Here is a 21166-nt window from a genome sequence, read left to right on the forward strand (position 1 = left end):
GCACGACCGGCTGGGGGGCCGATGATGACGAACACCGAGGGACTCTATCCCGCGATCGAGCCGTACGACACGGGCGAGCTGCTCGTCGGCGACGGCCACCGCGTGTACTGGGAGGTCAGCGGCAACCCCGACGGCAAGCCGGTGGTCTTCCTGCACGGCGGCCCCGGCAGTGGCACGTCGCCGTGGCAGCGCCGGTTCTTCGACCCCGACGCCTACCGCATCGTGCTGCTCGACCAGCGCGGGTGCGGACGCAGCACCCCGTCGGCGAGCGAGCCCGACGCCGATCTGCGGCACGTCACGACGGCCCACCTGATCGCCGACCTCGAGCTGCTGCGCAAGAACCTCGGCATCCCGCGGTGGCAGGTGTTCGGGGGCTCGTGGGGCAGCGCCCTCGCCCTCGCCTACGCCCAGGCGCATCCGGAGGTGGTGACCGAGCTCGTCCTGCGCGGCATCTTCACCCTGCGCCGCGCCGAGCTCGAGTGGTTCTACGAGGGCGGGGCTGCGGCGCTCTTCCCCGACCTGTGGGAGCGGTTCATCGCCCCGATCCCGGTGCTGGAGCGCTCGCGGCTCATCGAGGCGTACCACCGGCGGCTGTTCGACCCCGACCCCGCGGTGCACGTGCCCGCCGCGATCGCGTGGTCGACCTGGGAGGCCGCGACCGTGACGCTGCGCCCCGACCCCGAGCAGATCGCGGCGATGTCGGATCCGCGCCGGGCGACCGCGTTCGCGCGCATCGAGAACCACTTCTTCGTGCACGGCGGCTGGTGGGACGAGGGACAGCTGATCGCGGGCGTCGACGCGATCCGGCACATCCCGGCCGTGATCGTGCAGGGTCGGCACGACGTCGCGACGCCCATGATGACCGCGTGGGATCTGCACCGCGCGTGGCCGGAGTCCGAGTTCGTGGTGGTCGACGATGCGGGGCACGCGGCCACGGAGCCCGGCATCAGCGCCGCGCTCCGCGCCGCAACCGACCGGTTCCGCGCGGAGGCCTGACCCCGCGGCGTCAGGCGCGCAGGGCCTTCGTCAGCGTCGCCAGCAGCCCGCCGACACCGCCGTTCGCGCGATGCCGGGTGAGACCCTCGCTCACCTCGGCGCCCGTGCGGGCCGACACGAACCACGGCGGCTTCGGGAGGATGGTCGCTCGTCCGCCACCGTTCAGGACCGGCAGGGAGCGGGGGAACGGGCGGAACGGGCCGCGCAGCACCGAGCGCTCGACATCGTCGAGCAGCAGCGCGTTGTGCACCACGCCGATGCCGCTGCCCACGTCGTCGATCGTGCTGCCGGGGAACGCACCCCACGTGAGGGTCGGCGTGATGAAGCCGAACGCCGTCCAGCCGTTGATCGCGATCGAGCCGTAGTGCAGCGCGGTGAGCGCCCGGTCGAACCCACTGCCGAGCGCCTTCTCGGTCGCCGGGTCGATCAGCAGATTGGCGCCGAGCGTGCCCTGCAGCTTCTCGTTGGCGTGCGCGACCGCCGCGTCCAGGAACGCCTGTCCCGAGCCCGGCAGGCTCACCACGCCCAGCACGGGGGCGAAGTACTCGGTGTTCTCCAGCGCCGTGGCGTCGTCGTCGCCGTCGACCTCGACGAGCAGGCGGTCGCCGAGCACGAGCGCGTCGGGGTAGGCGTCGGTGGCGGTCTGCATCCGCGACGCCGAACCCGGGTACCAGGTCGGGCGTTCCGGTGCGTTGGCGTACGCGCGGCGCAGGGCGGCACGGAACGCGTCGGCGCGGTCCCAGTCCGCGGACAGGATCACGACCTGACCGGCGATGCAGTTGTGCCCGCTGTTCTGCAGCCGCATGGTGGCGATGTGCTCGGCCTGATACGCGATGTCGGCATCGGTCCACGGGCCCGGCACCACGATGATGGGGGAGACGCCGCCGAGCTCGGCCGTGATGGGCTTCTTCAGCAGCGGGCGGTTCTCACGCCGCCGCCGCTTCGTCGCCGCGGCGCCCTCGCCCGAGGAGGGGCCCCACACGATCGTGTCGAAGGTCGCGGCCGATCCGGTGATGTGCACGTGCGCGATCCCGGGGTGCTGCGTGAGGTAGGCGCCCGCCGCCGGGCCGCCGCGCATGATCCGCAGGAAGCCGGGCTCGATCAGCGGGGCGAGCGCGCGCTTGTACACCGGCACCAGCGGGTCCTGCGTGGGATTGACCTTGAGCAGGGCCGTGCGGTTGTGCGCCAGCAGCTCGTACAGCACGTCGAGCACCGGGATCGAGGTCACGTTGCCGGCGCCGAGCACGAGCCCCACGCCGCCGGACCGCGCCGGCGTGCGCTGCGCCAGTCCCGCCCTGGCCCGCGCGGCGTTCGGCGTTGTACCCGGCCGCAGCCACACCTCGCCCGTGAAGCCCGACAGCAGGAAGCGGTCGATCCCCGTGAGCGGGAACGCGTGCACGCGAGCGCGGCCGCCCGGCGCGCGGTCGACCTTCACGCCGTCGAGCGGGTTGCGTCCATCGGCCAGGCGGGTCAGCGTGGCGATGGAGGCGTCGAGCGCGCCGAGCACGCTGTACGGACCGCTGAGCCACTCCTCGCCGCGCAGCGGGTGCCGGGCGTCGAGGCCCTTGGAGGCGGCGGCGGTGCGCGCCCAGTCCTCCGCGGTCGCGGCGACGCTCGTGCGCACCTGTCGCAGCAGCGTCGCGCGCTGGGCGATCGTGAGCGCGGCCCACAGCTGCGTCCCGGTGTGCAGCTCCTCGATCGCGGTGTCGAACCGCTCCTGCTCGCCCTCGCCCAGCGGGGGAGAGGCGGGGGCCGTCGCGGCGGTGGCGTCGGAGTCGGAGTCGGGCGTTGTCGTGCGCGCAGGGGTCATCGGCGTCTCCTTCGGACGGTCCCAGCTTAGGCGTCGGTGGTCTGCAGCGCCTCGATGTCCTCCCGGCGCAGCCGGTAGCGCCGGAGGGTCGCCAGGCTCGCGGCCATGAGTGCGGCGGGCAGCACGCTGAAGCTCAGCACGATGCCGGTGATCGCGGCGGGCGGCTGCACGACCGCCTCCCCGGCGACGGTCGAGACGTAGCCTGTCGCGGCCAGAGTGAGCGAGACGGCGGTGGCTCCGAGCGCGAAGCCCACCGTCTCGCCCGCGGTCCAGATGCCGGTGAACGTGCCGGCCTGTCCGGGGCGGCTCGACCGCTCGTCGTGCGAGATCACGTCGGGCAGCATCGCCATCGGCAGCGACTGCAGGCCCGCGTACGCGATGCCGGCCGCGGCGACCGCGGCGTACATCCACCCGCCGGGCGACCACACCGCGGCGACGAGGGAGAGCGCGGCCAGCAGGAACAGGCAGCTGGCGATCGCGAAAGCCCGCTCCTTGCCGAGGCGCCGCGCGACCACCGTCCACGCGGGCGTCGCCAGCAGTGCCGGGCCGACCAGGGCGACGAACACGAGAGTGACCGCGTCCTCCGAGCGCAGGACCCACGTCGCCACGTACTGGGCCCCGGCCAGCATCGTGCCGGTCGCGAGCGCCTGCAGCAGGAACGTGGCGAGCAGGGCGCGGAACGGCTGACTGCGGCGCAGCGCTCGGAACCCGGACAGGTACTGCTCCCGCCACGCCGACGATGCCTCCGGGCCCCGCGGCCGTGCGGGGTCGTCGCCGGTCGCGGCGGCGGTGCGCGAGGCGATGAGCATGCCGACGCCGATCGCGAGTCCCGCCGCGACGCCCATCAGCAGATACCCGGCGACCGGGTCGGGCGCGGCCGTCCGGAGTGCGGGACCACCGGCACCGAACAGCAGGATCGCGGCCGTCAGCACCACCACGCGCCAGCCCAGCAGTCGCGTGCGCTCGTCGTAGCCGGACGTCAGCTCGGCGGGCAGCGCGACGTAGGGCACCTGGAACAGGCTGAACGCGGTCGCCGTCGCGAGGAAGGCCAGGAGCACGCAGAGCGCTCCGGCCACGGGACCCCAGGCGGGCGGCACCGCGAAGGTGAGGGCGAAGAACACCGGGAGCGTGACGGCGCCGACCACCATGAACCCGCGGCGAGAGCCGGTGCGGGCGAGTTGCCGGTCGGACGCGGCACCGATCAGCGGATCGATCAGCACGTCCCACACCTTCGCGAGCGTGACGATCAGGCCGGCCGCGAGGGCGGCGACGCCGAGGTTGTCGGTGAGCAAGTAGGTCAGCACCAGGCCGGGAAGCGTCGCGTAGCCGCCGGTGCCGACGGAGCCCACGGCGTACAGCGCGATCGTGCGGGGCGACAGCCGGGCGGGGGCGCGGTCGGGTCGAGCCTCGGTGCTCATCGCGCCAGTGTAGCGGCGCGATGGGGCCGGTCAGATGAGCGAGAGCTCGCGCAGCTTCGACTCCACGTCGGCGTTCGACGGCTCGACGTGGTGGGTCGAGTCGGGGTACACCACGACGGGGATGTTGGTGCGACCGGAGATGTCCTTCGCGATGTCCGCGGCGGCGGGGTCGGCGACCAGGTCGACGTACGTGTACGCGACGCCCAGCTCGTCGAGCTGCTTCTTGGTGCGGATGCAGTCGCGGCACCAGTCGGCGCCGAACATGGTGATGGTGTCGGAGACGGGTGAGGTCATGCCTCCAGCCTACGTCCGCGCCGCGGGGGTGGCGCCGAAGAAGGCGGCCAGCGCCGCGGCGAGGGGTGCCGGGGCCTCCTCCGCCATGTGGTGGCCGCTCTCGATGCCGTGCCCGCGCACGTCGTCGGCCCAGTCCCGCCAGATGCGGACCGGGTCGCCGTAGAGGTCCTCCAGGTCGTCGCGCGTCGACCACAGCACGAGCGCGGGCATCCGCAGGCGGCGCCCCGCGGCGGCGTCCGCCTCCTCGTGCGCGCGGTCGATCGTGAGGCCGGCTCGGTAGTCCTCGAGCATCGCGCGCACGACGGACGCGTCGTGCACGGCGCGGACGAGCTCCGCATGATTCGCGGCGCCCATGGTCTCCGGATCCGCCTTGGGCGCGTACCACGCCTCCGGGTCGGCCCCGATCACGCGCTCGGGGATGTCGGGCTGCGCGAAGAAGAACCAGTGCCACCACCGCGTCGCGAAGCGGGCGTCGGCGCGCCGGAGGTGCTCCGTGAGCGGGAGGCAGTCCAGCAGCGCGACGCGTTCGACCGCCTCCGGGCAGTCGAGGGCGAGACGCAGCGCGACGTAGCTGCCCCGGTCGTTCCCCGCGAGGTGGAAGCGCTCGTGGCCGAGGTGGCGTACGACGCCGCGGACGTCCTCCGCCACCGCCCGCTTCGAGTGGGCGGAGTGGTCGGGCGTGGGCGCGGGTCCGCGCGAGCGACCGTAACCGCGCAGGTCGGGGCAGATCACGGTGAACCCCTGCTCGACCAGGAGCGGGGCCACGCGATGCCAGGTGGCGGAGGTCCGCGGGTGACCGTGCAGCAGGACGACGGGCGGCCCGGAGCCGCCGTGCCGCACGAAGACGTCGGAGGCGCCGGTGCGCACTACCTCCTCGGTGAACCCCGGGAACAGCTCGCCGTCCGTCATCGCCCGGGGTCCGCCTCGTCCGGCAGCTTCTCCACCGGGGCGATCACGACGTCCTGCACCTTCCAGTCGAGATCGGTGATGCCGGCGGCCGCGGCGGACAGGTCGTGCGTGGTGACCTTGCCCCGGCGCGGCACGACGAAGGCCTCGATGTGGAACACCTGACCCTGATCGCGCATGCGCACGGCGGCTTCGGCGACCCACGGACGACTGCGCAGATACGACACGATGTCGCCCGCGAGCGGGTGCGGGTTCTTGCTGTCGTACGTGCGGGCGCGCTGGTCCATCAGATCCACGATCGCGGTCCTGGTGTTGCGGAAGCCGTCCCAGATGATGCCGAGCGAGATGAACAGGGCGGCAGCGCCGTCCAGCCACCAGATGCCGATGCCCACCCCCAGCACGCCGACGATCGAGGCGACCGTCGTCTGCCAGTCGGCCTTCGCCATGTCGGCGTCGGCGTAGAGCAGCTTGTTGTGCAGCACGGGTGCCAGCTTCGACTTCGCCGGTCCGTAGAAGAACACGGGTCCGACGATCACGACGACCATGACCGCGACCATCAGCCAGCCCAGCCAGATGGTCTGCCCGAACAGCTGCACCGTGCCGATGGTGGGGTGCTCGCCGGAGATGAGACCCGTGACCGCCTCGATGGCCAGGTTGAGGCCCACGGCGAGGAGGGCGACGCCCGCGACGAGGTGACCGACGCCCATCGCCCTGTGCAGCCCGTACGGGTGCTTCCGCGTGGGGCGGCGGCGCACGAAGAGCAGCGCGGTGAGGAACGCCACCTGCGGGATGAGGGAGAGCATGTCCTCGATCCACGCGGTGCGCATGGCCTGCGACTCGCCCACCACGAGGGCGATCACGGCGATCGTCACCGAGGTGTAGACGATCGTGAAGACCTCCCACCGCACCGCCTTCCGGATCGCGCGCTGCTGCTCGTCCGGGAGGGTCGTCCGTCCGAACTGCCCGGTCGTCGTCATGGCGACCCCACCTTCCGGTCGAGGTACGCCTCGAGCGCCGAGAGGAAGGCGTTCTCCCCGAGCGGCACGAGCATCACGAGCTCGCGGTCGCCGGCGCCGTCGATGCCGGGGTAGCCGCGCGTGACTCCGGCTTTGTCGATCCACGGGGTGTCCGGGGTGAGGGCGCCGGCGATGAGGTCGAGGTCGCCCTGCTCGAGCATGCGCACGAGGGTCTCCTCCGACGCGACGGTCCAGGTCGTCTCGGCATCGAGGTGCGCCGCGAAGCCGTCGACGAGGTCGACGACGGGTCCTCGGGGTTCGTCGCCGGACAGCTCGACGAGGTCTCCGTCGGGGGAGGTCCCGACGCGCAGCTCGCCGCCCGTCACGGCGTTCAACGTGCCGTCGGGGTCGCTGGGCACCGTGATCCCGCAGCCCGACAGCAGTGCCGCGATCAGCAGCCCGGCGACGGCCGCGGCGGTGCGCCCGGCGCGGGCGGGTCGGTCCGAGGAACTCCTACTCACGGCGCTCAGCCTCGCGGGGTCCACGACGGCCGACAACACTGTTGACGGCGATGGCTGTGCGCGCTAGCCCGGTGGGGTCTTGATAGGTAAGGGTATCCTTACCTATGGTGGTCTCATGAGCAGCGCGTGCGAGCACCGGGACGACCCCGACTGGGACGACCTCGTGGGGGTGGTGCTCGTGGCCGGCGATGCGGCGGACGCGGGCGTCATCGCCGGGATCGCGGCGCGGCTGCCGGGGGACGCGCAGGGTGTCATCCTGCTGGAGGCCGCCGCCCATCTTCCGCGTCGGCACATCGATGCCCCCGCCGGTGTCTCCGTGCGCTGGCTCGTCCGCGACGAGGGGATCAGGGCTCACGCGCGCGGCGAGCGGTTGGCCCGTGCCGTACATGCGTGGTGCGTCGAGTGGACCTGCACGGAGCCGCCCGAGCACTGGACGGTCTGGCTCGGTCCGCACACCCCGCCGCACGTGGCCCGGATGGCACGCAGCCTGCTCGGCGTCGCGAACTGAGCGGACGAGGGCGCCCTCCCCGATCGGATCGGGAAGGACGCCCTCTGGTCCTGACCTGACCTCAGCCGCGCGGCATGGTCAGTCCGAGATCGAAGCTCAGGTCCGGGGAGAGATGGAAGTTGGCGTGCACGGATGCCGCGAGCACGTTCTCTCCCTTCGCGAGGAGCTTCGCCGGAACGGTGAAGGTGACGCGGTGGGCCGCCGCGGTCGTCGCCCGGGGCGCCGCCGTGGCGTACGTCTCCGCGGTGATCGCGCCGTCGGGAAGAGTGCTCCGCCCGAGCTCGACCCCGTTCAGGTAGAGCACGACCCCGTCGTCCGCGACCACCGTGACCGAACCGTCGTGCACCGCCGCCGGGTCGTCCACGGTGAAGGTGTGCCGGAACTGGGCGCTCAGCGGTGCGGAGTCACCGCCCGCGCCGAGGTCGGTGGTCGCGGAGGTCACGCCCCGGCCGAACAGCGCCTCACCCGTGCTCCAGTCCGAGTCGTCGAACCCGACGGCGTTCCAGTCGGCCGGGAGCGCCTCGGTCGAGGAGCGCCACGACCAGGTGGAGCCCTCGGCGACGGTCACCGCGTCGGCCGCCGGATCGGCGTCGGGAGCGGCGTCCTGATCGGGATCGGCCTTCTGGTCGCCGCCCGCGTCGGGATCCGGAACAGGGTCGGGGGCCGTCGCGGTCGTCGTGGCGGTGACGGCGGTGACCGGTGAGGCTTCGCCGTCCGCGCCGACCGCGGTCACACCGTACTCGTACGCCGTCGAGGCCGCGAGGTCCGTCTCCGTGAATGCCGTCTCCGGCGCGGCGACGGTTCCGACCTGGTTCCCAGCCCGCGTGATCACATACGACGCGGCCGTGTTCGCGCTCGCCGGCGCCGTCCACGACAGTGTCGCCGAATCCGCGGTGGCGGTGGCCGTGAGGTCGGTCACGGGGCCCGGCGCGGTGGAGCGCCGTGCCGTGAAGGCGAGGTCGAAGCCGAGGTCCGGTGTCGCTCGGTAGTTGGCGTGGACCGACGCCGCGAGCACGTTGGTGCCGTCGACGAGGGCGCCCGCGGGTACCGAGAACACGGACCTCGCTCCCGACGCGGTCTTCTGCGAGACCACCGCGGTCGCCGTCGTGTTCTGCGTCGGGGTGCCGTCCGGCATCCGCACGCGCCCCAGCTCCTTCCCGTTCAGGTAGAGGATCACGCCGTCGTTCGCGATGACCGAGACGGTGCCGTCGACCACCGAGGCGGCGTCCTGCACCGCGAAGCTCTTCCGGAACTGCGCGCTCACCGGCTTCGTCGCGGCGTCGGACGGGTCGAGGTCGGTGGTGGCGCCGCTGATGCCGCGGCCGAACAGTGCCCGGCCGACCGTCCAGTCCGCGTCGTCGAAGTCGGCCTCCGACCAGGTCGACGGGAGCGGGTCCGTGGATGACCGCCACGACCACGTGTCGCCGTTGCCGATCAGGGTCAGCGCCGACGCCGGAGCGGGTTCGACCGTGAACGCGGCCGTGCTGGCCGACCGGTTGCCCACCGCGTCGCGCGCCCGCACGAACCAGTTCGTCGGCTCGGCGGTGACGGGTGCCGTATAGGTCGCGGCCGTGGTGGTCGCCACGACGCGGTTGCCGCGCAGCACCTCGTACACGAGCCCGCCACCGGCGTCCGTGGAGCCGCCCCACGTGAGCACCTGCTGATCCCCGCTCGCCGTGGGCGTCGCGGAGATCGGACCGGGTGTCGTCGGCGCGGTGCTGTCGCGGGGGGCGAAGCGGATGAAGCCGCCCGACCACTGGTTCACGCCACCCGCCCGCATCGAGTCGGTCAGGTCGCCGCCGACCCACAGCGTCCCGGTGCTGTCGAAGAACGAGCCCCACACGCCCTGCCCCGCACGCGAACGGACCACGGGAGACCAGTCGGGGATGTAGTGTCCGGTCGCCGCGTCCCAGGCTCCGGCGAGGTTGATCTTGTCGACCTCTGTCCAGGGTTCCGTGATCTCCCGCTTGAGGTACTTGTCCTGGTAGACCTCGTCGCCGCAGTGGCAGCCCGCGATGACCACCGACCCGTTGTCGTCGACGGTCTGCATGTCGCCGCCCTCGTGCGCGATCGAGCCGCCGACCAGCTGGAAGGTGGAGCGGTCGTAGGAGAACAGCGAGTGCTGCGAACCGCCGAGGTACACGCGGTCGCCGACCTCGGTCACCCCGTTCTGCCAGATGTAGCCCTGGTAGTCGCCGTTCGCGTCGATGGTCGCCTCGCTGAACGTCGGCACCCACAGCGGCGACACCAGCGGAGCGCCGGCCACGGTCTGCAGCGCGACGGCGCTCGGCGTCGACGTCGTCTGCTTCCGCGTGAAGTAGCCGGAGAAGTACGTCCGGTCACCGCGATCCGAGGCGTCCACCGCGATGGCCGTGCCGTTCAGGTTCGCGTTCCAGTTCGTGTCCGGGGTGCTGGTGGACAGGAGGATGCGACCACCGTTCCAGGCGCTCGCGCTCTTTCCCGAGCCCACGGCCGTGAGATGCGTCATGGCCCCGGCGACGTAGAGGTAGCCGTTCTTCACGTCCAGGTCGTGCACCGAGGGCACGGCACCGACGGCGCGGCTCTGCACGGCCACCTGCGGCCCGGAGAGCCGGCCGGTCGCCGGGTCGAGGAACGCGAGGCCGACCTGAGGGGTGCCGTCGACCTGGGTGAACTGGCCGCCGATGGCCACGCGTCCGTCCGGCAGCGCGGCGATCGCCTTGACCTGTCCGTTGAGCTGCGGCCGGAACGTCGACACCCACTGTCCGCTGTTCACGTCGAAGCCCGCGAGGTACGGCTGCTCGACCCGTCCGGCGCCGTCTCGTGACTGCTGCACATACCGGAAGTTCCCTCCGGCGAACACGGTGTTCCCGACCTGACCGAACTCCGCGACCTCGACGTTGAGCTCCCCGTCCTTGCCGTTGGCGAGGCCGGAGACACCCCACACGGTGCGCTGGGCGTTGCTGTCGGGGATCGAGCGCAGCGTCGAGGCGGCCGTGCCCGTGCCGGGCACGGTACCGAAGTCGAGATCGGCGAGCTTCAGCTGCGGCCGTACGAACATCTGCGCGAAGGGGATCGCGAAGCCGGCACCCGCCGGGGCCCACAGGTACGACGTCGGGGTGTCCTGCCCGGTGATCTCGGCGCCGTACGACCAGCCCATCAGGTACCGGTGTGACTGCCGCTGGGCGAAGTAGGAGCCGTTCCATCCCGTGTCGTGCCCGAAGCCCGATCGTGAGGGGCCGCCCCAGCCGACGGCACCCGTCCAGCCGCCGGTGCCGGTGAAGCCGCCGATGATCCAGTCCTTGATCGGGTTGCCGCCGGCCATGGTCCAGTTCCAGCGGTCGCGGCGCGCGAGGCTGAAGCGAACCTCCTGCCACCGGCTGCCGTCGACGGCCGATGCGCGGTGCACGCGGATGCTGTCCGGAGGGAGCTGGTCGGGACGGGCGCCGTCGAGGAGCCCGTCGACGGTCTTGGCCGGCAGCTGTGCCGGTGCGAAAGCGGCCGTCCCCGAGGGTGTCGTGGTGATCTGCTCGGGCGTTCCCACGCCGTTGTAGTTCTCCTTCCACCCCTCGCGTCCGCGGCCGATCATGACCCAGCCTCCGCCGAGGGTGGTCTGGTCGCAGTAGAACTGCTGCGGGTCCACGAGCGTGGGCGTGACCAACCAGTACACCCCGTCCTCCGACCCGGGGTTGTTCTGCTTGATCTCCCAGCAGGAGGCTGCCGCGGTCTCCGGGGTGAGCCCGTCCGGTGCGCTGGCGCTCGCCACCGGAGCGTTCTCGGTCGGCGCGTTCTCGGTCGCCGCGTTCTCGACGGGCGCGTTCGCGTCGAGCGCGTTCTCGGTCGCTGAGGCGCCGAGTGGCGCCAGGAGCGAGCCCGCCAGGACCGCGACCGTCGCGATCCCCACGAGGGCGCCCGCGCGGGCGGAGCCCCTCTGCGTGCTTCTGGTCATTGTTGTTCCTTCCTGATGGGGGCGGGGTGCGGCGTGAGGTCAGCCGCGAGCCACGGTCATGGCGAGGTCGAAGCTCAGATCCGGCGTGGTGCGGTAGTTCGCGTGCACCGAGGCGGCGAGCACGTTCGTGCCCTTCACCAGCAGGCGGGCGGGAACGACGAACGAGACGCGGCGTGCCGAGGCGCCCCGAGCAGCCGCCGACGCCGAGGCGAACGTGTTCTGGCCGATCGCGCCGCCCGGCATGCGCGCCCGGCCGAGCTCGACGCCGTTGAGATACACGACCACGCCGTCGTCGGCGATCACCGTGACCGTGCCGTCTCGCACGGTGGCGGGGTGGGTGACGGTGAACTCGTGGCGGAACTGGGCGCTGATCGGCGAGGGCGACTGATGGCCGGGATCGATGTCGGTCGCGACGCGCGCACCCCGGCCGAGCAGCGCCGCGCCCGACGCCCAGCCCGAGGCGTCGAAGCCGAGCGTGTTCCATCCGGCGGGGAGGGCGGCGTTCGTGTACCGCCATGACCACGCGGAACCGTTCGCGATCGCGATGGGCGCGTCCGCCGTGGTGCTGGCCTGAAGGGTCGCCGCGGTCGAGGCCTGTCCGTCGGCCGCGACGGCGACCACAGTGTAGCGGTGTCCCGCCGAGGCGGCGAGGTCTCCGTCGGAGAATGCGACGGTCGGTGCGGCGACGATGCCCACCTGTTTCCCGTCACGGCGGATCACGTAGGACGCCGGGGCCGTGCCCGCGGCCGGGGCGCGCCACGTGAGGGCGATCGTGTCGGCGGTGCTCGTCGCGGACAGGCCGGTGACGGGCTGCGGTGGGGCAGCGCGCTCGCCGATGAGGGCCAGGTCGAATCCGAGGGCGGGCCGTGCACGGTCGGCGGTGTGCACCGAGACGGCGAGTACGTTCGTGCCCTCGATCAGGGCGTCCGTGGGGATCGGGATCACGACCCTCCCCCCGGCCGCCTCGAGCGGCGAAACGGCCTGCGTCGCGAGCGTGTCCGCGGTGACCTGTCCGTCCGGCATGCGGATGCGTCCGAGTTCGGTGCCGTTGAGTGTGAGCACGGCGCCGTCGTCGGCGATCACGGAGACGCGTGCGTTCGTGACGGTGGCAGCGTTCTGCACCTCGAACGACTTGCGGAACTGCGCGCTCAGCGGTCGCCCGCCCCCACGGCTGAGCGTGGTGGCTGCACCCCGCACCCCGGCGCCGAACAGTCCGGACCCGGTGTGCCAGGAGGAGTCGTCGAAGCCCGGCGTCGTCCAGTCGGAGGGAGGGGCGGTCGCCGAGTAGCGCCACGCCCAGGTGTCGCGGTCCCCGATGAACGTGAGGTTGGCCGGGGAGGGGGGCTGCACGACGAAGGCCGCGGTGCCCGCCGATCGGTTGCCCGCGGTGTCACGTGCTCTGACCTGGTACGCGGTGGGGTCGGCGGTGATCGGCACGGTGTAGGTCGATGCCGTGGTGGTGGCGACCACACGGTCCCCGCGCAGCACCTCGTAGACGATGTCCGTGGTGTCGGTCGACGCGCCCCAGGTGAGCACGGCCTGCTCGCCGCCCGCGACCGGGGTGGAGGTGATCGGCCCCGGGGTGGTGGGCGGCGTGCTGTCCCCCGGGGCGAACCGGGCGAAGCCACCCGACCACTGCGTCGAACCGCCGGCGCGGACCGAGCGGTCGAGGTCACCGCCGACCCACAGCGCTCCCGCGCTGTCGACGAAGCTGCGCTGCACGCCGAGGTGACCCGCGAAGCCGAGCCGCGGCGCCCAGTCGGGGAGGAAGACGCCGGTGGCCCCATCCCAGGCACCCAGGCCGTCGAGGCGATCGACCTGGAGCGCCCTCGCCCGCATCTTGCGCGTCTTCCGCTTCAGCGTCTCACCCTGGTACTGGTAGGTGTAGCGCCCGCACGCGCAGCCGCCGATCACCACCGTTCCGGCGGCGAGGATGCTCCGGATGTCGGAGCCGCCCGAGGCCGTCGACCCGGTGAGCACGCGAAAGGTGGCGTGGTCGTACGCGGCGATCGAGCGGCGCGTGGAACCGAGGTAGACGCGCCCGCCCGTCTCCACCACGGCGCGTGCAGGGACTCCGGTCGCGCTGAATGCCGGTGCCCACAGGGGAGGCGCCGGAGCGGCACCCGGCGCGGTTGTCAGCGCGGCCGCGCTCCGGGACGGGGTGGTGCGCGTCGCCGTGAAGTACCCGGCGACGTACGCGCGGTCGCCGATGTCGGACGCGTCGATCGCCAGCGCGGTGCCGTTCAGATCAGGGTTCCACTCCGGGTCGGGGAGGCCGGTGGCGAGGTCGATCCGTCCGCCGTTGTGCGCGGGCGTCGCGGCGTCGGCGTCCGCGGCGGACAGGTGGGTGAACGACCCTGCGAGGTAGAGCTCGTCGCCGTGCACGTCGAGGCCGAGCACCGCCGGTGTGCGCGCGGTCTCGCGCTGCTCCACCGTCACTTGGGGGCCGGCCAGGCGGCCGGTGCTCGGGTCGAGCAGGGCGAGCCCCGGTTGCGGCGCGCCGTCGACGGTCGTGAACCGGCCGCCGATCGCCAGGCGACCGTCGGGCAGGGTGGTCATGGCGGTCACCTCGCCGTCCAGGTCCGGTCGGAATCGCGGGAGCCATTCGCCCGTCGTCACATCGAAGGCCGCGAGGTACGGCTGCTCCGCACGACCGATCCCCGACTCGGTGCGCTGCACGTACCGGAAGTCGCCGCCGACGAACACGCTCGCGCCCGCCTGCCCGAAGGCGCGCACGGCGGCACTCCCGTCCTCGTCCTCCGCCGACTGCGCCACACCCCACTGCGTCTTCATCGCGGAGCTGCGGGGGAGGGCGCGCACGGCTGCGGCGGGCGTGCCGGTGACGGGTGCCGTCGGGAACGAGAGATCGGACAGCCGGAGCTTCGGGCGGACGAAGACCTGCGCGAACGGGATCGCGTAGCCCTCGCCCGCCGGAGCCCACAGGTACGACGAGCTGTCGCCGGTTCCGGTCACCGTGCGGCCGTACGCCCACCCCGCCTTCTTCTTGTGCGTCGCGCGGTGGACGAACGACGAGACATGCCACCCGTCACCCTCCCCGAAGGTCCGGGTGCTCCCACCGGTGCCGCTCGTGCCGTCGAACACCCAGTTGCGCACGGGGTTGGCGCCGCCCAGCGCCCAGGTCCAGCGGTCGCGCTGCTGGATGCGGAAGCGCACCTCCTGACCGTAGGTCCCGTCGATCGAGGAGGCGCGGTGAACCCGCACGCCGTCTGCGAGCTTGTCGACCCGGCCCCCGTCGAGGAGGCCGTCCACGGTCTTCGCCGGAAGCTGGATCGGGGTGAAGGCGCCCGGGCCGTCCGGCGTCTCGGCGAGCTGCGTCGGTGCGCCCTGCCCGGCGTAGTCCTCGCTCCACCCCTCGCGGCCACGCCCGATCATCACCCATCCGCCGCCGTACTCCTCCTGAGCGCAGTAGAACTGCTGCGGAGCGACGAGCGTCGGCGTGACCAGCCAGTAGACGCCGTCGTCCGAATCGGGGTCGTTCTGCTTGATCTCCCAGCACGATGCGGCGGCGGTCTCGGCGGTGCGTCCGTCGGGAGCTGCGCTCCCGGTCCCGGCGGCGCGCGCGGAGGGCGCCGACAGGGGTGCGAGCAGAGAGCCGACCAGCGTGGCCGCGGCGGCCAGCGCCATCAGCGTGCGCACAGATCTGTTCCCCCACCGAATCGCGTCGGTTCGCATCGTGTCCTTCCGGAGTGATCCGCGGCGGAGCGCGGGCTCGGCGTCGCACCCGGTGGGGGTCCCGGGTCGGACGGCGCCTAGGTCGCTGCGTCCGAGCATGCCGCCGGCACGCTCGGAGTCCTGCGCACTCCTCGGTTCATGGCACGAGTGGCGCGCTTCGGGGGCGGACGCCGGTGTCCGCCCCCGAAGGGTCGCGTCGCGTCAGCGGGTGGACGCCGTAGCGGCGCCGGCCGCGTTGGCGGTGATGGCGTCGAGCGCACGACGGAGCGCGGAGCTCGACGTGTGCGCGGTGTACGGGAAGTAGACGACTTCGACGCCGACCTCGGCGAACTCGCGCTCGAGGCGCAGGCCCTTGTCGGTGCCTCGCCAGTCGTCGCCCTTGAAGAAGTGCGTGAACTGCACGTCTCTCCAGGAGTCCATCTTCGAGGGCGTGGTCTCGATGTAGACGTCGTCCACGAACGAGATGTGCTTGACGATCTCTGCGCGCTCGGCGGTCGGGATGACCGGCTCGATGCCCTTGACCTGCCGCAGCATCTCGTCGCTCACGACGCCCGCGATCAGGATGTCGCAGTGCTGCTTGGCATGCCGGAGCAGATTCAGATGCCCCACATGGAAAAGGTCGAATGCTCCGACGGCATAGCCGATACGCGTCCCCATGATCTCCCCAGATCACTAAATCCCCAGTTAAGCGGATCCCCACCCACTTAATGCGACTCCCACAGCCGCGCTGCCAGAGTCTATCAGACGCGGGTTTCCCCGCCCATAGGTCGGCGTGAAACGATGGAGCGCGCAGGCGCGGTGCCTGCCGAGCGAAGGGGACTCGAGTGGGGCCAGCCGTCACGGTCATCGTGCCGACGTTCAACGAGCGCGACAACGTCGCCGAGCTCGTGGCGCGCACGGCGGCGGCGCTTGCCGGGCGGCAGGCGGAGATCCTGTTCGTGGACGACAGCTCGGACGACACCGTCGCAGAGGTCGAACGCGTGGCCGTCGACGCGCCGCTCCCGGTGCGGGTGATCCATCGCGCCGAGAACACCGGCGGGCTCGGCGGTGCCGTCGTGCTCGGGTTGCACGCCGCAGCCGCTGACCTCTGCATCGTGATGGACGGCGACCTCCAGCACCCGCCCGAGCTGCTGCCCGCGCTCCTCGACCGGCACGCCGAGGGCGGGGCGGACGTGGTCGCGGCATCGCGCTACATCGGCGGCGGCGACACCAGCGGCCTCGGCACGGCGCTGCGCTTCGGGGTGTCCCGCGCGGCCACGTGGCTGACCAGGGCCATGTTCCCCATCCGGCTGGCCCGCAGCACCGACCCCATGACGGGCTTCTTCCTCGTGGACCGGTCGCGCCTCGACCTCGACGGCTTGAAGCCGCAGGGGTTCAAGATCCTGCTGGAGATCCTGGCGCGCAACGACCTGCGCATCGCCGAAGTGCCGATGGAGTTCGCCGAGCGGCGGCACGGGACGTCGAAGGCGAGTATCCGCCAGGGCGCCACGTTCATCGCCCATCTCGCTCGGCTGCGCTTCGGGAAGATGTCGCTCTTCGCGCTGATCGGAGTCATCGGGGCCGTGGCGAACCTCGGCATCATGTGGGCGCTGACGGCCGCGGGCGTGCCGTACGTCTGGGCGGCGATCATCGGCGCCGAGGTCACCATCATCGGCAACTTCCTCTTGCAGGAGCGCTTCGTGTTCGCCGACATGCGCACGGACGCCCGAGCGCTCGGCATCCGCTTCGCGAGCTCCTTCGCGTTCAACAACGTCGAGGCGGCGCTGCGCATCCCCGTCATGGCGCTCATGGTCGAGACCTGGCACATCTCCAGCGTGCTGGCCACGGCCCTGTCGCTGATCGTGGCGTTCTTCGCGCGCTTCCTCTTCCATTCGCTCGTCGTGTACGCGCCGCAGCGTCGCCGTCGTGGCGAGAGCGCGGAGCCCGAGACCGACACCGCGGCGCAGCGCGTGATCCGCGCGATCGACGTCGAGGTGATGAAACCGGGCGAGCTCTGAGGCCGGCGCTCTACCATGGACCTGACCGGCAGGGGGCCGGGCTGCTGGGGGAGTGGTGAAAAGAGCGATCTTCGACGCCAAGACGCGTCTGCTGATGCGGAACGACCGACGCGCCTTCGAGGTGATGGTCCGCAATGAACGTCTGGGGGGCGCGGCCTTCGAGGAACTGTCGCGGGGCGCGGCGACCCGCATCGCGCTGCACGCGTTCGACTCGTCGCCGTTCTATCGCGAGCTGTACGCGGGGGCGGGGTTCGGTCGGGAGGACGTCGCGGAAGCGGGCAACTTCTCCGCGCTGCCGGTGGTGACCAAGGCCGCGCTGCGCGATGCGGGGGATGCCGTGCTCTCCACGACGGTGCCCTCCTCGCGCGCGCTGGTGTCGCAGACGGGCGGCAGCACCGGATCGCCGTTGCGGGTGCGCAACGACCAGGCCGCCCCGACCGCGGCGATGTGGTGGCGGATCTACCGCTGGTGGGGCGTGCATCCCGCGGACGACATGGCCTTCATCTATCGACGCCTCCGGCAGGGCAGGGAGGCGCTGGTGTACGCCGCGCAGTGGTGGCCGAGTCGCCACCTGCACCTCGATGCGCGGGCGATCACCGACGACGCGATCGAGACGTTCGTCCGCGACTGGCAGCGGGTGCGTCCGCGACTGCTCGTCGCCTATGTCGAGGGCGCGACGGCCGTCGCGACGCATCTGGCGCGGACGGGGCGGACGCTGCCCACGTCGGCCGTCTCCGTCACGGCGGCGATGCTGCAGCCGGGGCAGCGCGCCCTGCTCGAGTCGGTGTTCCGTGCTCCCGTGTTCGACACCTACCGCTCGGCGGAGATCCCCTGGATCGCGGCCGAGTGCGAGCAGCACGAGGGACTCCACGTCGCGGGCGATCAGCGCCTGGTGGAGATCGTCGACGACGCGGGGCGTGCGGTGGATGCGGGGACCGAGGGCTCGGTCGTCGTCACGGACTTCAGCAACGAGGTGTTCCCGCTCGTGCGATACGAGATGGGGGACCGATCACGGCGACTCGACGGCGCGTGCGCGTGCGGGCGAGTCTTCCCCCGGATCGCCCCCGTGCAGGGACGACTGGCCGATGTGGTGCGAACCCCGTCGGGGCGCCGCATCACGGGAGGCCTGAGCGGGCTGTTCCTCGGCGACCCCGGAGCCATCCGGCAGATGCAGGTCGTGCAGGCGGAGGACTACGCGGTCACGATCCGCTACGTCCCGACGACGCCGGGAGGGGCGCGCGATGCCGCCGCGACGGCGGTGCGTGCCCTGCGCACGCTGCTCGATGACGACGCCGTCGCGGTGTCGGCGATGGAGGTCGAGAGCATCGAGAGCCAGGGCGGCAAGGCTCGGCTCGTGATCTCGCACGCTCCCGACGCCCCCTGAGGCGCGTAACGCTCACGGCTCCTGAACAGGACCGAGTACTAGACTTACGCCGTTCTGCGCCCGACGACGTGTCGGGCGCCGCATTGGGGGAGTGCACAAGTGGCAACACACTGGACATTGGAAGACCTCTATCGAGGGGTCATGCAGTCGTGGATGGTCCTGGTGGGGACGATCGTCGCGTTCGCGTTGGTCGGTTTCGGGATCTTCCTGATCTATCCGCAGAAGTACACGGCGGAAGCGCAGCACACGGTCGAGCCGATCAGCGTGCTCTCGACCGGATCGAGCTTCAACACGGTGAACATGGAGACCGAGAAGGTCGTGGCGACCTCGACGGCCGTGCTCAAGCGCGCCGTGGAAGACCTCGACGACACGTCGATCGAGGCGCTGCGCAACAACACCGTGATCGACGTGCCGCGGAACTCGCAGGTGCTGAGCTTCCAGGTGACCGCGAACACGCCGCAGGAGGCGGCCGACCGGGCGAACGCGCTCGCTGAGGCGTACGGTGCTCAGCGCACCGACAACGCGCGTGCCGTCGTCGAGCAGACCACGGCGGAGTTGGGGGACTCCATCGCGCAGCTGCAGGCCGTCGTCGACTCGCAGCCCATCGACAGCAGCGAGCGGGCTGCCACGCAGCTCCAGCTGCAGGGTCTGCTCGACCAGCAGGCGCGGATCACCGCGACGCCGTTCTACTCGGGCACGCTCGTGACGCCGGCCGATCCGCCGCAGAAGTCGAACCGGCCCTCGGTGCTGGTCTTCATCGCCGCGGGTCTCTTCCTCGGCATCCTCGTCGGCGCCATCGCTGCGCTCATCGTGTCGCGCGTGCGCAACGGACCGGGCGCCAGCTACAAGCGCAGTGTCGCTGACGAGGTCGACGCCGACGATGCCGACGACACCGAAGAGGTGCCGGAGCACGACGACGTCGCCCTCGATGAGGACGACCGGCTGCTGGAGCCGGAAGACGCGGGGCTGCCGGTCTCGCGTCCGATCGGAGCTCCGAAACGCGGGCACACGACCTCGCGGCGCTGAAACGCCACCAGAAGACGAAGAGGGCACCGGGTCATGACGACCCGGTGCCCTCTTCGCTTGTCCCGTCAGCCGGAGTAGCTCCAGACCCGCACGTAGTCGACCTGGAAGTCGAGGTTCTGGGTCGCCGCCTTGTCGGCCGGGTTGGGGAGGCCCCAGTAGGTCGTCGACGGACCCACGTGGAGGTTCAACCGCATGTGCAGCGGTGAGCCGAAGTAGTTCGGGTTCCACAGGTTCGGGTGGGTCGCGGGGGTCGCGCGCAGCAGCTGCTTCCCGTCGACGATCACGGCCGCGTACGTCGGCGTGAACTCGAACGCGTACGTGTGGAAGTCCTTCCACACCGGTGTCGCGGCGCCGTAGTCGGCGTGATGCCAGATGTAGCGCTGGTTGGCCGAGGGCGTCGAGGTGTGCGTGTGGACCGTCGTCGTGGCGGTGTCGATCCGCTGGTCGCGGACCGCGGCGTCGTCGTAGCCCCACGCCTCCATGATGTCGATCTCTCCGGACTGGTTGTTGCGCAGCCAGAAGGCGGCCAGCGAACCGAACGTGTTCGGGCCGCTCGGCGTCTTGGCGCGGATCTCCCATCGACCGTACTGCTGGCTCATGCTGACGTCATCCGACTGGAGGCGGCGCTGGTCCAGGTAGCCGGTGTTGTGCCAGAGCTCGCGCGGGCCGCTCTGCGTGGAGGGGCGGATCGCGGGGGTGGTCCGCCAATCGGCGCGGATGTGGAGGACGCCGCTCCCGTCCACCGACACCTGGTCGCGGGAGGGGACGGCCGCGTCGAAGAGGAGGCCGAGGTCGTCCTGGCCGCGGACGTTCCACTTCGCGGGGTCGACCGCGGGGCTGCCGGAGGAGTCGCGGTAGGTGAACTCGTCACGCCAGGTGGGGGCACCCCAGCCCGGGACACTGCCGTCCGATGCGGGAGGCGTCGTCGGCTTCTGAGGCTGCGCCGGCGGGGTGGTCGGCTTCGGCGTCGGGCTCGGTGTTGTCGTGGGCTTCGGCGTGGGAGTCGGCGTCGGAGTCGGCGTGGGCTTCGGCGGCGGTGTCACGGCCGGCTTGTCCTCGCGCACGAGGTGGGCGTCGAAGCTGATGTTGTGGGTCTCTCGCCAGTTGGAGAGCACCTGCACGGCGATGGTGTTGGTGCCGGTGCGGAACAGTCGGCTCGGGATGGAGAACGAGACCGGGTTCTTGCGGGCGGCGGTGGACGACGGAGCGGCGGTCGCGTAGCTCTTGTCGGTGATGCGCCCGGTGGGGGCGTTCTTGCGGCCGATCTCGACGCCGTTGATCCAGATGACGATGCCGTCGTCGGCCCACGTGTTCACCCACGCCCATTCCGGCATATCGGAAGTGAGCGTGAAGGTCTTGGTGGCGTACGTGGCGATCGGCTGCTGACCCGACGTGCGGGGGATGAGCGTGCCGATGGTGCCGGTCCCGGTGCCGGCACCGAGCGGTGCCGTGCCCGTCTTCCAGGTGTTGGCGGCCGTCTGCCACCCGGCAGGCGGAGGCGTCGCGGCCCGGTAGTAGGACCACCCCGCGGAGCCGCGGGGGATCACCGAGGTGATCGTGGTGTCAGCGGCCACGGCGGGCCCGCTGGCGACGACGGATGCCCCGACGACCGCGAGCGCGGCGACGAAGGCGAAGAGGATGCGATGGATGGGGGTTCGGGTGTGTGTCTTCAGTTTCATCTCGAGGGGGAGCGAAACGGTGCTGTGCAAACCGGTCGCTCGCACAGCAC

At 71.7% G+C, this 21166-nt stretch carries 15 protein-coding genes; 5 read left to right on the forward strand and 10 right to left on the reverse strand.

The window, feature by feature from the left end; genetic code table 11:
* Positions 1–21: 21 nt before the first annotated feature.
* Positions 22–996 (forward strand): prolyl aminopeptidase, encoded by a 975-nt coding sequence (pip, locus tag DW309_RS04045; protein ID WP_205812613.1) that lies wholly within the window; start codon positions 22–24, stop codon positions 994–996.
* A gap of 10 nt (positions 997–1006) precedes the next feature.
* On the opposite strand, the gene DW309_RS04050 is transcribed toward pip, so the two are convergent.
* The 6 genes from DW309_RS04050 to DW309_RS04075 are packed head-to-tail and all read right to left on the reverse strand — an operon-like array spanning position 1007 to position 6901.
* Positions 1007–2806: an aldehyde dehydrogenase family protein gene (locus DW309_RS04050; protein ID WP_136044630.1), complete on the reverse strand. Its 1800-nt coding sequence runs from the start codon at positions 2804–2806 to the stop codon at positions 1007–1009.
* 26 nt (positions 2807–2832) lie between these two features.
* Positions 2833–4224: an MFS transporter gene (locus DW309_RS04055; RefSeq protein WP_136044631.1), complete on the reverse strand. Its 1392-nt coding sequence runs from the start codon at positions 4222–4224 to the stop codon at positions 2833–2835.
* 30 nt (positions 4225–4254) lie between these two features.
* On the reverse strand, positions 4255–4518 hold the full coding sequence (locus DW309_RS04060) for a glutaredoxin family protein (RefSeq protein ID WP_136029330.1): 264 nt from the start codon (positions 4516–4518) through the stop codon (positions 4255–4257).
* A 9-nt stretch (positions 4519–4527) separates the two neighbouring features.
* Positions 4528–5427 (reverse strand): alpha/beta fold hydrolase, encoded by a 900-nt coding sequence (locus DW309_RS04065; protein ID WP_136044632.1) that lies wholly within the window; start codon positions 5425–5427, stop codon positions 4528–4530.
* The gene (locus DW309_RS04070) at positions 5424–6401 is read right to left on the reverse strand and encodes a cation efflux transmembrane domain-containing protein (RefSeq protein WP_136029334.1); all 978 of its coding nucleotides are present in this window, start codon (positions 6399–6401) and stop codon (positions 5424–5426) included. Before DW309_RS04070 ends, DW309_RS04065 begins: the two co-directional genes overlap by 4 nt.
* Positions 6398–6901, reverse strand: a complete 504-nt coding sequence (locus DW309_RS04075) for a type 2 periplasmic-binding domain-containing protein (protein ID WP_240753118.1) — start codon at positions 6899–6901, stop codon at positions 6398–6400. The genes DW309_RS04070 and DW309_RS04075 overlap by 4 nt, the downstream gene beginning before the upstream one ends.
* 115 nt (positions 6902–7016) lie before the next feature.
* Here DW309_RS04075 and DW309_RS04080 point away from each other — a divergent pair, with 115 nt between their 5' ends.
* On the forward strand, positions 7017–7409 hold the full coding sequence (locus DW309_RS04080; RefSeq protein ID WP_136044633.1) for an SIP domain-containing protein: 393 nt from the start codon (positions 7017–7019) through the stop codon (positions 7407–7409).
* Between the two features lie 61 nt (positions 7410–7470).
* On the opposite strand, the gene DW309_RS04085 is transcribed toward DW309_RS04080, so the two are convergent.
* From DW309_RS04085 to DW309_RS04095, 3 genes are all read right to left on the reverse strand, one after another.
* The gene (locus DW309_RS04085) at positions 7471–11337 is read right to left on the reverse strand and encodes a fibrinogen-like YCDxxxxGGGW domain-containing protein (protein ID WP_136044634.1); all 3867 of its coding nucleotides are present in this window, start codon (positions 11335–11337) and stop codon (positions 7471–7473) included.
* A 39-nt stretch (positions 11338–11376) separates the two neighbouring features.
* The gene (locus tag DW309_RS04090) at positions 11377–14994 is read right to left on the reverse strand and encodes a fibrinogen-like YCDxxxxGGGW domain-containing protein (RefSeq protein WP_136044635.1); all 3618 of its coding nucleotides are present in this window, start codon (positions 14992–14994) and stop codon (positions 11377–11379) included.
* Between the two features lie 237 nt (positions 14995–15231).
* Entirely contained in the window at positions 15232–15687 is a 456-nt protein-coding gene (locus DW309_RS04095) for an FAD synthase family protein (RefSeq protein ID WP_136029343.1), read from the reverse strand.
* Positions 15688–15854: 167 nt separating this feature from the next.
* Between DW309_RS04095 and DW309_RS04100 the strand changes: the two genes are divergently transcribed.
* From DW309_RS04100 to DW309_RS04110, 3 genes are all read left to right on the forward strand, one after another.
* On the forward strand, positions 15855–17027 hold the full coding sequence (locus DW309_RS04100; protein WP_136037106.1) for a glycosyltransferase: 1173 nt from the start codon (positions 15855–15857) through the stop codon (positions 17025–17027).
* A 55-nt stretch (positions 17028–17082) separates the two neighbouring features.
* A complete protein-coding gene (locus DW309_RS04105; protein ID WP_168387167.1) occupies positions 17083–18411 on the forward strand; it encodes a phenylacetate--CoA ligase family protein in 1329 nt (442 codons plus the stop codon).
* A 99-nt stretch (positions 18412–18510) separates the two neighbouring features.
* Positions 18511–19437, forward strand: a complete 927-nt coding sequence (locus DW309_RS04110) for a YveK family protein (protein WP_136044637.1) — start codon at positions 18511–18513, stop codon at positions 19435–19437.
* A 65-nt stretch (positions 19438–19502) separates the two neighbouring features.
* Here the strand turns inward: DW309_RS04110 and DW309_RS04115 are convergent, their stop codons facing one another.
* Positions 19503–21116, reverse strand: coding sequence for a glycoside hydrolase family 16 protein (locus DW309_RS04115; RefSeq protein ID WP_136044638.1), 1614 nt, complete (start codon positions 21114–21116; stop codon positions 19503–19505).
* Positions 21117–21166 lie beyond the last annotated feature (50 nt).

This window comes from Microbacterium sp. K41 (genome assembly GCF_004794395.1).
In the GTDB taxonomy this organism is placed as follows: Bacteria; Actinomycetota; Actinomycetes; order Actinomycetales; family Microbacteriaceae; genus Microbacterium; species Microbacterium sufflavum.

What these genes read in the sequence shown, in the direction of transcription:
- pip (WP_205812613.1), top strand. Translation starts at nt 22, where the DNA reads ATGATGACGAACACCGAGGGACTCTATCCCGCGATCGAGCCGTACGAC.
- DW309_RS04050 (WP_136044630.1), bottom strand. Translation starts at nt 2,806, where the DNA reads ATGACCCCTGCGCGCACGACAACGCCCGACTCCGACTCCGACGCCACC.
- DW309_RS04055 (WP_136044631.1), bottom strand. Translation starts at nt 4,224, where the DNA reads ATGAGCACCGAGGCTCGACCCGACCGCGCCCCCGCCCGGCTGTCGCCC.
- DW309_RS04060 (WP_136029330.1), bottom strand. Translation starts at nt 4,518, where the DNA reads ATGACCTCACCCGTCTCCGACACCATCACCATGTTCGGCGCCGACTGG.
- DW309_RS04065 (WP_136044632.1), bottom strand. Translation starts at nt 5,427, where the DNA reads ATGACGGACGGCGAGCTGTTCCCGGGGTTCACCGAGGAGGTAGTGCGC.
- DW309_RS04070 (WP_136029334.1), bottom strand. Translation starts at nt 6,401, where the DNA reads ATGACGACGACCGGGCAGTTCGGACGGACGACCCTCCCGGACGAGCAG.
- DW309_RS04080 (WP_136044633.1), top strand. Translation starts at nt 7,017, where the DNA reads ATGAGCAGCGCGTGCGAGCACCGGGACGACCCCGACTGGGACGACCTC.
- DW309_RS04085 (WP_136044634.1), bottom strand. Translation starts at nt 11,337, where the DNA reads ATGACCAGAAGCACGCAGAGGGGCTCCGCCCGCGCGGGCGCCCTCGTG.
- DW309_RS04095 (WP_136029343.1), bottom strand. Translation starts at nt 15,687, where the DNA reads ATGGGGACGCGTATCGGCTATGCCGTCGGAGCATTCGACCTTTTCCAT.
- DW309_RS04115 (WP_136044638.1), bottom strand. Translation starts at nt 21,116, where the DNA reads ATGAAACTGAAGACACACACCCGAACCCCCATCCATCGCATCCTCTTC.